10 protein-coding genes are annotated in these 12,748 nt (G+C 49.9%); 1 reads left to right on the top strand and 9 read right to left on the bottom strand.

Annotated elements, in window-relative coordinates:
- Positions 1-32 precede the first annotated feature (32 nt).
- Positions 33-1,331 carry an adenosylhomocysteinase gene (gene ahcY / locus OEL83_02235; GenBank protein ID MDK9705845.1) on the top strand — a complete coding sequence of 433 codons (1,299 nt, stop codon included), beginning with the start codon at positions 33-35 and terminating at the stop codon, positions 1,329-1,331.
- Positions 1,332-1,378: 47 nt separating this feature from the next.
- Here ahcY and OEL83_02230 read toward each other — a convergent pair whose 3' ends face one another.
- The 9 genes from OEL83_02230 to dnaG all read right to left on the bottom strand — a co-directional run bounded on the left by OEL83_02230 (position 1,379) and on the right by dnaG (position 12,664).
- Entirely contained in the window at positions 1,379-2,131 is a 753-nt protein-coding gene (locus OEL83_02230) for a biotin--[acetyl-CoA-carboxylase] ligase (protein MDK9705844.1), read from the bottom strand.
- Between the two features lie 63 nt (positions 2,132-2,194).
- Entirely contained in the window at positions 2,195-2,449 is a 255-nt protein-coding gene (locus OEL83_02225; GenBank protein ID MDK9705843.1) for a dissimilatory sulfite reductase D family protein, read from the bottom strand.
- 90 nt (positions 2,450-2,539) lie between these two features.
- The gene (gene dsrB / locus OEL83_02220) at positions 2,540-3,667 is read right to left on the bottom strand and encodes a dissimilatory-type sulfite reductase subunit beta (GenBank protein MDK9705842.1); all 1,128 of its coding nucleotides are present in this window, start codon (positions 3,665-3,667) and stop codon (positions 2,540-2,542) included.
- Between the two features lie 51 nt (positions 3,668-3,718).
- Positions 3,719-4,999: a dissimilatory-type sulfite reductase subunit alpha gene (gene dsrA / locus OEL83_02215; protein ID MDK9705841.1), complete on the bottom strand. Its 1,281-nt coding sequence runs from the start codon at positions 4,997-4,999 to the stop codon at positions 3,719-3,721.
- A 261-nt stretch (positions 5,000-5,260) separates the two neighbouring features.
- A complete protein-coding gene (locus tag OEL83_02210; GenBank protein MDK9705840.1) occupies positions 5,261-6,865 on the bottom strand; it encodes a glucose-6-phosphate isomerase in 1,605 nt (534 codons plus the stop codon).
- Between the two features lie 21 nt (positions 6,866-6,886).
- Positions 6,887-7,567: a ribulose-phosphate 3-epimerase gene (rpe, locus tag OEL83_02205; GenBank protein ID MDK9705839.1), complete on the bottom strand. Its 681-nt coding sequence runs from the start codon at positions 7,565-7,567 to the stop codon at positions 6,887-6,889.
- A gap of 58 nt (positions 7,568-7,625) precedes the next feature.
- Positions 7,626-8,738: a DNA-processing protein DprA gene (gene dprA, locus OEL83_02200; GenBank protein ID MDK9705838.1), complete on the bottom strand. Its 1,113-nt coding sequence runs from the start codon at positions 8,736-8,738 to the stop codon at positions 7,626-7,628.
- A 171-nt stretch (positions 8,739-8,909) separates the two neighbouring features.
- Positions 8,910-10,583 carry a sigma-70 family RNA polymerase sigma factor gene (locus tag OEL83_02195; protein ID MDK9705837.1) on the bottom strand — a complete coding sequence of 558 codons (1,674 nt, stop codon included), beginning with the start codon at positions 10,581-10,583 and terminating at the stop codon, positions 8,910-8,912.
- 269 nt (positions 10,584-10,852) lie between these two features.
- A complete protein-coding gene (gene dnaG / locus OEL83_02190; GenBank protein MDK9705836.1) occupies positions 10,853-12,664 on the bottom strand; it encodes a DNA primase in 1,812 nt (603 codons plus the stop codon).
- Between the last annotated feature and the right edge of the window lie 84 nt (positions 12,665-12,748).

Below are 12,748 nucleotides of genomic sequence, written 5' to 3'. Positions count from 1 at the left end.
TTCAACATCATTAACTAATGGATTTTAATACTATGACAAATTTTTTTTCCGACTATAAAGTTGCCGACACCAAGCTTGCCGAGTGGGGGCGCAAAGAAATTGCCATCGCCGAGACGGAAATGCCTGGTCTCATGGCACTGCGCAATGAATATAAAGGAAAATCTCCTCTCAAGGGAGCTCGGATTGCCGGCTGCTTGCATATGACCATTCAGACTGCTGTTCTCATGGAGACCCTTGTAGATCTTGGTGCCGAATTGCGATGGTCGAGCTGCAATATTTTTTCCACCCAAGATCACGCCGCTTCAGCTGTAGCGGCTTCTGGGATACCTACGTTTGCATGGAAGGGTGAAAACGAGGAGGAGTTCTGGTGGTGCATTGATCAGACAATTTTTGGGCCTGATGGTTGGCGCCCAAACATGATTTTGGATGATGGTGGTGATCTGACTCTCGTACTCCATGACAAATACCCTGAATTACTCTCCTCGATTCGCGGCATAAGTGAAGAAACAACTACTGGTGTTCATCGCCTTAATGAAATGGCCAATGCTGGCAAGCTTGCTTGCCCTGCCTTCAATGTCAACGACTCCGTTACAAAATCAAAATTCGATAACCTTTATGGTTGCCGTGAATCTCTCATTGACGGTATCAAACGGGCAACAGATGTAATGATAGCCGGCAAAAATGCTGTAGTTGTCGGCTATGGTGATGTAGGGAAAGGGTGTGCTCAGGCTCTTCGAGGCATGGGTGCAACGGTCTACATTACTGAGATTGATCCTATCTGTGCTCTGCAAGCTGCCATGGAAGGATACCGAGTTGTTACTATGGATGAAGTGGCGGCCATTGGTAACATTTTCGTAACCTGCACCGGAAATTTACGGGTTATCACAAGAAAACACATGGAGATCATGCCTGATCAGGCTATTGTCTGTAATATCGGTCATTTTGATTCAGAAATCGACATCGCGGGGATACGCAACCTCCAATGGGACAACATAAAACCGCAGGTTGATCATGTAATTTTCCCTGATGGTAAGAAAATCATTGTTCTAGCAGAAGGGCGCTTGGTAAATCTTGGATGCGCTACCGGACACCCGAGTTTCGTAATGAGCAATTCTTTTAGTAACCAGGTTCTTGCACAGATTGAGCTCTGGCAGAACTCTGAAAATTACGAGAACAAGGTGTATTTTCTACCAAAACATCTGGATGAGATGGTAGCAAAAATGCATTTGAAGAAAATCGGCGCCAATCTTACTCAGCTTACTAAAGAGCAAGCTGACTATATCGGCGTATCAATTGATGGGCCGTATAAACCGGAGTATTATCGCTATTAACCGGAGCCACCAGAAAAGACCGGCAGATTCGACACGCTCTGCCGGTTTCAATCCTCGTGCGCAAGCCTCACATCTCCCGAAAGTACCGTGTGTATTTGGCCGTCTGAGACCTTGATGTGCAACTGCCCTTCCGAATCTGGACCTAAAGACACTCCAGAGATGCGCTTTCCCTCTAAAGATACACATTCCATTCTCTTTCCCAATAGAAAATCTCGAAGCTTCCATAGGGAGAGTACTGGTTGAAATCCATTTCGGACGAATGTTTCAATCTGCACGAGAAGTTCAGCATGTACAGCTGAGAAAACCTGCCGCACATCATGGCAAATCCCTGTTTCCAGGAACAGGGATGTCACGGTACCCCGCAAATAGTCAGGGAAATCATCCTCTCGGGAGTTCAGATTCAACCCAATACCGACCACGGCATAGCGTGTGCCAATTGGTTCATTCAAGGATGAGGACTCGGTAAGTATTCCTCCACACTTTCTCCCATTAATGAAAATGTCGTTTGGCCACTTCAGTTGCGTAGAAGCTCCAGTAATGCGCTCTACAGCAATTGCTACAGCCAGTCCTGCTGTCAAAGTGATTTTTGGGTAATCTACTATGGCCAGATCCGGCCTAACAATAATCGAACAGAAAAGACCTTTTCCAGGAGTGGAATGCCAGGTTTTGCCAAGGCGGCCTCGCCCTTTGGTCTGGCGAGCAGCGATAATGGCGGTACCATGCGGAGCACCTTGCCCCGCATATTTCTTGGCGAGATCATTGGTGGAAGGAAGGCTATCGAAGAAGTGGATTTTATACATAACAAAAAAAGGGCATAAAGAATTACATTCTTTATGCCCTTTCCTATCCGGAGTAGAAGCAGATTACTCTACATTGCCAAGTCCGTCAGCACCTTCTTCATTCTTAATGCGGCCGGGGATTGCATACATGGTGGTTGATCCGGAAGACCAGAACATCAATTTTCCTTCTCTTACCATTTCGTTGGCAATATTTTTCATGTCTCTTGGCTTGGTATCAGGATCACAAGCATAGAAATCTTTAATATACAGCTGCGGTTTTGGAGATGTGGTCGCTTTCTCCTCGATGGCTTTTTTCAGTTCTTCTTTGCTAAGTGCCATAATTTTACTCCTAAGTAGGTGAAAGAAGAAAGCATCAATAGGACCAGGCAATTCATCTTTGCCTGGTCCATAAACATCATTCTTGTCTTACTACTTAATATGACTAGTAAACTTAAACTGGGTAGTTGTACGCCAGGTGTCATACGCAAGACGATAGTCGTCGATGCTCTTTATAGTGAACGGAATGTCACATTTCTCAAAGAATTTCTCCCAACCAATTCTCTCTGCCCATTCACCGATGCGCTCGTATTTTTTCGCATCAGCAGCATAGGCAACCAAGATCTTCTTGACAGCAGCAACCGTCTCCGGCCAACGCGGAGTAGTGTTCGGCAAGAAGGGGATGACCAGCTTGGAGAATTTCGGCGCGCTAATCCTGTTGGATACTTTTCCACCTACCAGAATGGCAATACCGTCACCTTCTGGATCAGCAAGAGGCATTGCGGGACACATGGTGTAACAGTTACCGCAGAACATACAACGCTCAACAGTTACCTTGACCGTCTTGATCTCTTTGCCATCCACCTCAGCCTTGGCAGGTTTAACTGCTCCAAGCGGACAAGAAGCAATCGCCAGCGGCAACTCGCAAACACCAGAGATGCGGGTGTTGTCAATCATCGGCGGTTTCCTGTGGATACCGAGAATTGCGATATCAGAAGCGTGTACAGCACCACACATGTTCAAGCAACATGCCAGAGCAATACGCACCTGCGCCGGCAAAGTCATGGAGGTGAAATAGTCGAACAACTCGTCCATTACTGACTTCACAACGCCAGAGGCATCGGTAGCCGGGGTATGGCAATGTACCCAACCTTGGGTATGAACAATGTTGGTAACGCCTGCGCCAGTTCCGCCGACCGGATACTTATTGCCATAGCTGGCAAGAGTATCAAGAAGAGGCTGAACTTTAGCGCGGGAATCAACCATGAACTCCACATTGTTACGAGTAGTGAAGCGCAGGTGACCATCACAATGCTTGTCTGCGATATCACAAATTTCACGAATATACTCGATAGAAACTAACCGAGCGCAGCCAACACGTACCGAGTAAACCTCATCACCGGTTTCGGATTTGTGCATCAAGACCCCTGGTTGAATGATCTCATGCCACATCCACTTGCCTTTGTTGGCCTTGATGACTGGTGGGAAGAACTGTTCATAGTGGGGTGGACCAAGATCTGAGATACGACCGTCCATTGGCTTGTCTGGATTATAACCCATGGTAAATCTCCTTATATTTAATATGAATTGTTAGCTCAAATTAAAACAGCATCATGCCTTGTGAAGAGCACGGAACTCATTGATATCACGCTCAAAACCACCTGGAACCTCTTCTTCTTTCCAGAAGATATAGGGGTTGCTGCGTGGCTCTTTAACATGCTGCGGAATAGGCTCAACACCCATTACCGACAAGAAGGTCGGCAGGCCTACGCGCTGCATGGTTTCACCAACACGCTCACGATTTTTACCAACTTCCATCCACCAATCCCACACCTTCTCAATAAAATCAACCAACTCCTCAAACTCATTCTCTTTGTCCATTTTGATAAATGGAACAACGAGAGTTGCGAATTGGGCGCCATCAAGGATTGGTGCCTTTGCACCAACACAGATGGAAGCACCTTTGTCGAGACCGGGGCGCAGTGCGCGAGGCATGACGTTAATGCAGTGCATGCAGCGGGTACACTCTTTTTCATCGATCTTCAGCTCTGCACCTTCCATCCACATGCACTGGGTAGGGCAAAGATTGATGACTTCCTTGGTGATATCGAACTTACCCCAGTCTCTGCCACTATGGGCACCGCCATTGGGGGGATAATTGCCGGCCACGTATTCTTTAACGGCGGCCTGATCGATACGGATTGCATCTCTCCAGGTACCGATAACGGATATATCGGAACGGGCGATAGAGGCAACGCAGTCGTTCGGGCAACCGGAGAATTTGAACTTGAATTTGTACGGGAAAGCGGGACGATGAATCTCGTCCTGATACTTGAGGGTCAGTGCATGACATGCTTCTTCGGTGTCGTAGCAAGACCACTCACAGCGGGACTCACCGATACAGTTCGCCGGAGTACGCAGGTTGGATCCGGAGCCGCCAAGGTCCTGGCCCATATCGTGGGTCAAATCCCAGAAGAAGGGCTCGAGGTTCTCGGTACGGGTACCAAGAAGGATAATGTCACCAGTCGAACCATGGAAGTTGGTCATACCGGAGCCATATTTCTCCCAAAGATTCATCAACTGACGCAGGTTGGCGCTGGTGTAATACTTCGAAGCAGGCTGAGCAACTCGAATGGTGTGGAAATGCTCAACACCCGGGAACAGCTCAGGAACATCAGCGTAACGTCCAACAATACCGCCACCGTATCCAAAAACGCCGACGATACCGCCGTGTTTCCAGTGGGTGATTCTGTCTTTGTAGGACAGCTCCAGGATACCAAGAATATCCCAACACTCAGGCTTGGTCTCCGCCTGGCGCTTAATGTCGGTCACGAAGCTTGGCCACGGGCCACTCTCCAATTGGTCCAACAAGGGCGTCTCACGTTTTGCCATGATTTCCTCCTTTAAATTACTGTTTAACTGCAACCTTAACCAAATTTTCTACTCAAAACCGGGACCCAGCCTTCGGCTTGTCTTTTTATCGTAATCATCGCTCCATCCCCTTGATATTTTTCATGTCATATGGGTAGCGAACCAAGATTATGAATTTTTGAATTAGGGTGTGAGAATAGCTGTGCGAGATAGATTTGTCAACAAAAATCCAATTGTCTCCCGGCCCAAAATGAACCTCCATTCATCAAAAAAGCTTGTCCTTCAGAGCCTCTCAGACATTTGATTCAGAAAGAGATTTTCCAACTTCTCGCTTTTCGAAGAAGGTTCCGTCATAGCGTGTAGAAATCCTGCCGCAAGAACCTTGCCCAACTGCACTCCTTCCTGGTCAAAAGAATTAATATTCCACGCAAAGCCCTGGAAAGTTATCTTCGCCTCGTATATAGCCAGCAGGGCGCCCATCACCCGAGGTGTCAGCCTATTTGCATAAAGAAGGCATGATGGGCGATTACCGGGAAAACTTTTATTAGGATTTGAAGACACTTGTCCCCCTGCCATCGCAACCATCTGGGCAAACAGATTGGCCAGCAATTTTTGCTGTGAACTGGAACCATCTACGGTTATGTCCACCCCATATTGCGACTGACGAAAGCCAATAAATTCCACAGGAACTATCTCGGTGCCTTGGTGGAGGAGCTGGTAAAAGGCGTGTTGCCCGTTAGTTCCCGGCTCACCCCATACAATCGGGCCCGTCTTGGTAATCACGGCTGCACCTTTCCTGTCAACCGACTTACCGTTGCTTTCCATATCGCATTGCTGAAGATGGGCTGGGAAGCGATGTAACCTTTGACTATATGGAAGAACCGCTAAGGTCGGATAACCAAGAAAGTTATGATTCCAAATTCCCAGCAAAGCCAAGAGCAAGGGAACATTTTTCCGAATATTCACTTCTTCGGCATGACAATCAATCGTAGCGGCCCCTTGCAGAAACTCCATCACCCGGGGAAATCCCAGATAAAAGCCAAGAACAACAGCCCCAACCATTGAGGTCGAACTATACCTCCCACCAATATAGTCAAACATATGGAATGATCGCAGATACCTCTGTGAATTATCCATCGGACTGTTTGCCCCTGTCACCGCCAGACAATGCCGTGCCGGGTCGAGGCCGGCCCGCTCAAGAGCATGGCGGGCGTGCTGTTCATTTGTCAACGTTTCCAAAGTAGTACCGCTTTTAGAAACTATGTTGACAAGAGTAGTTGCAAGGTTTACCTCAGCCAAAACCTGCGCGGCATCATCGGGGTCAACGTTAGCAATAAACCGTACCTGCCGTTTTGGAAGACCAAAAGCCTTGAGAGCCTCGAAGATAGATCGCGGACCTAGGTCGGAGCCACCGATGCCAATATGGACCATGGTATCAAAAGGCTGGCCATTTTCATTTACTAACCGCCCGGCATCTAGATCGCCAAGAAAGGTCTGGAGCTTCTCAATCTCCCGACGGGCTGCCTTACTGGCTTCTGGCTCGGCCGGTTGGGCATCAAAAATGTCGCGGCTGGCAGTGTGCAGAACCTGGCGATTCTCTGACGCGAACCCCTCAATGCGGTTCATCACCGCCCCCCGCCGCATCATTTTGAATTGCTCCACCAAATGCAACTCATTGGCGAGATCCTGCAACCTGTCCATCACTATATCATCAACTCTTTCCGTGCCATAATGGAGATCCCAGATGGCCGACCGGCACACATATCGAGCCAGTCGTCCGTCTTTCTGTATGGCGCCGGGTTGTGTCAGATCATAAGGATTTTTGGCGAGCCGCAGCAGTTCGCCAAATACAGCTGCGTCGGCAAGTCCTTTCGGTTGAGAAGCCATTGTTCCGCCTCCAGTGCCTTATCAATTACGGATCGAACCGAGCACGGCCATTTTTCTAAGAGCCTCAATGGTGTCACGGTAATTTTTACTGCCATACACCGCAGAACCAGCTACGAAAATATTTGCCCCCGCCGCAGCAATATCTTCAATAGTTTTTCCGCTGACCCCACCATCGATCTCAATATCCACGCTCAGCCGCTTCTCTTCAATGCGCCACCTGAGTTGTCTGATCTTCTCAAGAGTTGAGGGGATGAACGATTGCCCACCGAAGCCGGGATTAACCGACATCAGCATGACAAGATCAATCTCTTCAAGTATATAATCGAGAGTGGCCAGGGACGTCGCCGGATTGAGCACCACTCCCGGCCTCTTGCCCAGTTCACGTATCCGCGACACGGTTCGCTGGAGATGACTGCATCCCTCAACATGCACGGTAATCCAATCGGCACCGGCAGCGGCAAAGGCATCAATATACCGATCGGCGTCGCTAATCATCAGGTGAACGTCGAGGACCTTGCTGGTGACAGCCCGCGCTGCCTGAACGACAAGAGGGCCAATGGTGATATTTGGCACAAAGTGCCCATCCATAACGTCGATATGGATAATGTCGGCGCCCGCCTCGTCAACTGCTCGAATCTCCTCCCCCAAACGGCAAAAATCAGCTGACAATATTGATGGGGCTATCTGTATCTCTTTGCTCATTATTCCTCGTAGTTTTCAGTCGATTTTATTGTAACACAGCACACACAAAGTGGCTACGCTACAAGGCATTGGATACTCTTCGCACCCTGTCTCCCGGCAGCATCTCCACCCAACCATCCAATTCCAGCACAAGAAGTAATTCGCTGATCCGAGCTGGAGAAAACCCGGTTTTGCCAATCAGTTCCTCGCGCTGTTCCGGGTAGGAATCGAGATACCTGAGCAAAACTACCGCATCCGGCTCAAGATCGAAATTCTTTTCTGGCTGTACTCCAACCTCCTCGGTCTGGCCAGGTGATGACGAAACATCAAATTCTTCAAGGATATCTGCGGCGCTCTGCACGAGTTTGGCCCCTTGCTTCAACAACCAATGCGTTCCCTCACTCTTACAGGAGTCGATATGGCCGGGTACGGCAAAGACATCCCGCCCACAATCGAGGGCAATCTGAGCAGTGATAAGCGAACCCGATCGTTTCGCTGCCTCAACGACAACGACCCCTTTGCTCAAACCGGCAATGATGCGGTTTCGTGCAGGAAAACGGTATCCTTCCGGGCGAGTACCAAGTGGATACTCGGTTACCACGGCACCAGCTTCTGCAATCTTTCGAAAGAGGGCGTGGTTCTGGCGGGGGTAGATTACATCAAGGCCACAGCCGAGGACAGCAATGGTACTACCTTCACCAGACAGGGCACCGGCGTGGGCCTCCGCATCGATGCCAAGGGCGAGCCCAGAGACAACAGTAAACATTGCATCCGAAAGTCTACTGGCGAGCCCAAAGGCCGCTTTTCTGCCATAGCCAGTTGCAGCCCTTGATCCAACAACAGCCACAGCGGGTCTTTGCAACAACTCTTTTTTGCCGAGAATGTACAGCACTGGCGGGGGATCGATCAACTGCCGGAGCAACGGCGGATAGTCTGGATCTTCAAAGGAGAGAGCACTGCCGCCGACCGCAGATAAACCCTCAAGCTCTCTCATCCCGTAACCCGTTATGTCTGCTGGAGAATGCAGTTGCGATACCAACTGCTGGCGAATACCATTCACCCGAAGCAGTTCTTTTGGTGATGCGGCAAGCACTGCGGCAGGAGAATGGAAATGATCAATCAGCCGCCAGTAACTGGCGAGTCCCAATCCCGGCACCAAGCTAAGACTTATCCAATCGAGAGTGGCTGACAATGTTCGTTTATCCTTGCATGAGTGCGGTACTCCGCCAAACCTTTAATAAAATCAAAAAACCGTTTAGTTCAGTTTAAGATTAGTGGATTAGACGCACATCAAGGCACTCATATTCCTTTGCGGGGTGTCGGAACAGCCAGGCCGTTTATCAAAAAACCGACTGTTAGTCTATCAATCGGTCATGAATACTTTGAGCTCTTCAACCCGGGATGGGTGCTTGAGTTTCATAATTGCCTGGGCCTCAATCTGCCGGATGCGCTCCCTGGTAACCGCGAAACATTTCCCGACTTCCTCAAGCGTGTGATCACAATCAACATCAATTCCATAGCGCAGTCGCAAAACCTTGGCCTCTCGGGGAGAAAGGGAGGACATCACCTGACTCAGACATTCCCTGAGGCTGGCGACCATCGACACCTCATCCGGCCCGAGTTTTTCCTTGTCCTCAATAAAATCACCGAGAAATGTCTCACCATCGTCACCAACCGGGGTGTCGAGAGAGATCGCGTCCTTGGCGATCTTGAGGGCCGACTTCACCTTACCGACTTCGGTTCCCAGCTGTTTAGCCATCTCTTCAGGCGTTGGTTCTCGATGTTCTTCAAGCAGAAAATCTTTGGACACCCTGAGCAGGCGGTTGATGGTTTCAATCATGTGCACAGGCAGGCGGATCGTCCGCCCCTGATCAGCAATACCCCGGGTTATGGCCTGGCGAATCCACCAGGTGGCATAGGTACTGAACTTGTATCCGCGGTGATAATCAAATTTCTCCACCGCCTTCATCAATCCGATATTCCCCTCTTGAATAAGGTCGGAGAACTGCAGACCACGGTTGACAAATTTCTTGGAAACGGAGATGACCAGGCGCAGGTTCGCCCGCACCAGTCCTTCTTTTGCATGCTTATAAGCATCCCAGCCTCCATCAATTTCCTGGAGGATTTGCTGTAACTGCAGTTGATCAATGCCCGACTCTTCGAGAATCTGGCGATTAACTTGCCTCTCCAGGGTTTCGGGCAAAACGGCAGAGGAGGCCGTCGCCGACTGCCTGGCCTGTTCCGTCATAAGTCCGACAAGAATTTTCCGAAAGCGCTTTGCCAACTCTTCAAGACCGTCGGCCATTGCCTTGATACACTCGACACAAATGAACTTTTTGGCAAAAAGCCCGGCGATGCCCTCACCAATCTGGAGAATTTCCTGGAAGAGAACAACCGCCTCAGGGCTCTCATCAGGCAATTGCAGATACGCTGTTAGCAAATCATCTCTTTTTTTGTGGAGGACAACGGCCTGATCGACCAGGGCCAGGAAGTCCCGGCTCTCCTTTTTCACCGTACTCGGCTTATTATCCTGAATCCCGCCGAGGATCTGACAAATCCTGTCACTGTTGGCATCAAGACCCTTCACCACCTCCAAAAGCGCCGGGATGGCAAGAGGCGCTTTGAGGACGGCATCTTGAACCCTTTGCTTGCCAGCCTCCATCATTTTGGCAAGCTTCAGCTCTTCCTCGTGATTGAGAAGGGTAAGGGTCCCCATTTCTCGAAGGTAGATATTCATCGGGTCGATCGACCCTTTGGACTTAGTTACCTTGTCCTGATCTTCGGAGTATCGCGCGGCCCTTCGCCTGTCCCTTTTCCTCCGGTCGCTGAGAACGCCGCTCCGGCGATCCTGGACCTGGCCGGCCCTTTTCTCATGCGGCATATCTGGAGTATCGAGAGGGACAACCATTTCATCGGAAAGATCTTCAGGGAAATCTTCTGTTAAGCTAAAGGACGATGAGTCATCTTCCAAGTCGTATTCTCTCATGACCTCATCGGCCTCCCTATTTATATCGTCTTCATTACCTACCAATGTCATGCATCTCTCCTCTGATCTCATCGCGCAAAGCTCCAACGACAATTTCTCCTGTCAGCTTTACCTCCAACCCCACAACACGGCCGAACCGCGATAAACCGTTGACATTTCCAACCCCTCCATCAATCAAACCAAACCGATGGAAATGTCAAGAAATTTCCGCAATCCAGCAAAAAGTAATTTGCGCTTTCGGCAATCTCAGTCTGGATAAAGCCAGGTTCTGCAGCTTGTCTCCTCAAACGAAAAGTATGCTCTTGCGGTATAAAACCTCTTTATACGGATTGGTTGTGAAACTTTCTGGTGATCTCGATCTTCTCTGCCATCAACCTTTCCAGGAGCTGATGATCACCAGCGCTCTCGGCGCCTTGAATACGTTGCAGTAGATCATCGGATTGTTTTTTCAACCGAAATTTCTGCAGGTAATCAAGCAAATCGTTCAGTCCCTCTGTGATAGAGTCTGCAGTCTCCTCTCCTTTCACGGAAGAGGCACGCAGAAGGAGATCGGTGACCAAGTCCCGCTCAGCACCCTCCGGCAAACACGTTAACAGATCTTCAGGTTCCGCCAGGGGTCTGGTTTTCAAGAGGTTTTCCAGCTGTAAATAAAGTATTTCACCTATTCCGCCGGCAAGGCTTTCTCGCAAACCGCCCTCGGCAAGTCGAGAAAAACACTGCGGTTGAAGAATCATGAATTCAATGAGCTGGCGTTGCGCCATGGATACGGGAACCTTAGGGTCTTTTCTTACAACTTTTTCGGGCTGCGATTGAGGACCGGACGCCACTGTGATTGCCGGCGCAAGACCGGCATCAAGCTGCCCCGCGGCAAGTCCAAGTTTCTCGGCAAAATGGGTAACAAAGAGCGTACGCTGCAGGGGGGACACGGCTGCGGCAATCAGCGGCCGAAGCTCCTCAATAATGCGGGTTTTACCATCAAGGGACAACCCGTGCCGGTTGATCATTTCATCAAGGGCGAATTCCGGCAGAGTCACTGCCTGATCAAGAAGGATATTGAGTTCTTCGAGCCCCTTTTCTTTAATAAAGGTGTCAGGATCATGCCCCCCCGGAAGAAAGGCCACTCGACCGGGTATCTGTTCAGCGAGAAAGAGCGGCACGGCACGGACCGCCGCCTTTTTCCCGGCGCTATCACCATCAAACAGCAGGGTCACCTTTTCGGCAAAACGCTTCAGTAGCCGCAGTTGCTCACGGGTCAAAGCCGTACCGAGCGGAGCCGCGACGTTATTGCAACCGGAGGCGGCAAGAGAGATGAGATCGAAGTTCCCTTCCACCAGAATGGCATGATTCTGCCGCCGTATAAATTCTTTTTGCTGATACAGACCGAGTAGCAGTTTGCCCTTGCTGAAAACCAGACTTTCCGGCGAATTGAGATATTTTGGCTGTCCTTCGCCGACAATCCTTCCGCCAAACCCACAAACCCGTCCGCTTATATCGGAGATCGGAAAAAGAATCCGGTCGCGAAAGCGGTCGTAGCTGCCACCCTGCTCTTTTTCGACCAGCAACCCAGCTTCAATGGCTATCGCCAGTTCCTCCTTGGCGAGTCGGCTACCGAGGAAATTCCACCCTGCTTCTTCTGCGGCCGGTGCATAGCCAATGCGAAAACGCAACTGCAGCTCGTCGTCGACCCCCCGCCTCTTTAAATATTCCCGGGCAACCCGGGCTTCTGGTGCATCGTGCAGATACCGGCTGAATATTGCTGCACATTTTTCATTTACAGCATAGAGCTGCTGGCTTTTTCGGGAGCGCAGCTCTTCTTCTTTCGATTGGCGGCGTTCCGGCAGGGTTATATGATATCGTTTGGCCAGCTCTTTCAGAGCACTGGGGAAGTCAAGATTGTAATATTTCATCATAAAACTAATAACATCACCTGACTCACCACAACCAAAACAATGGTAAAACTGTTGACCCGCATGTACTGAAAATGAGGCCGTTTTCTCGCCATGGAACGGACAGCGGCCAAGAAAGCGCACACCGCTGCGCTTCAGCTCAACGCATTCGCCGATAATCTGCACAATATCGGCCCGTTCCTTAACGAGCGCGGTGACATCGTCTCGTGATTCCTGAACTACCATAATTCCATCCCCAAAAAAGTTCGGTGCATCTCCCGTGCTTCCGTACTATACTATCGTAGCTCGTGGGACGCCACCGTTTGACTG

The sequence above is a fragment of the Desulforhopalus sp. genome, assembly GCA_030247675.1.
In the GTDB taxonomy this organism is placed as follows: domain Bacteria; phylum Desulfobacterota; class Desulfobulbia; order Desulfobulbales; family Desulfocapsaceae; genus Desulforhopalus_A.
This window is presented reverse-complemented; position numbering and strand designations above follow the sequence as displayed.

Bases quoted from the DNA above. Each gene is read 5' to 3' on its own strand.
- ahcY (MDK9705845.1), top strand. From the start codon at position 33: ATGACAAATTTTTTTTCCGACTATAAAGTTGCCGACACCAAGCTTGCC.
- OEL83_02230 (MDK9705844.1), bottom strand. From the start codon at position 2,131: ATGTATAAAATCCACTTCTTCGATAGCCTTCCTTCCACCAATGATCTC.
- OEL83_02225 (MDK9705843.1), bottom strand. From the start codon at position 2,449: ATGGCACTTAGCAAAGAAGAACTGAAAAAAGCCATCGAGGAGAAAGCG.
- dsrB (MDK9705842.1), bottom strand. From the start codon at position 3,667: ATGGGTTATAATCCAGACAAGCCAATGGACGGTCGTATCTCAGATCTT.
- dsrA (MDK9705841.1), bottom strand. From the start codon at position 4,999: ATGGCAAAACGTGAGACGCCCTTGTTGGACCAATTGGAGAGTGGCCCG.
- OEL83_02210 (MDK9705840.1), bottom strand. From the start codon at position 6,865: ATGGCTTCTCAACCGAAAGGACTTGCCGACGCAGCTGTATTTGGCGAA.
- rpe (MDK9705839.1), bottom strand. From the start codon at position 7,567: ATGAGCAAAGAGATACAGATAGCCCCATCAATATTGTCAGCTGATTTT.
- OEL83_02195 (MDK9705837.1), bottom strand. From the start codon at position 10,583: ATGACATTGGTAGGTAATGAAGACGATATAAATAGGGAGGCCGATGAG.
- dnaG (MDK9705836.1), bottom strand. From the start codon at position 12,664: ATGGTAGTTCAGGAATCACGAGACGATGTCACCGCGCTCGTTAAGGAA.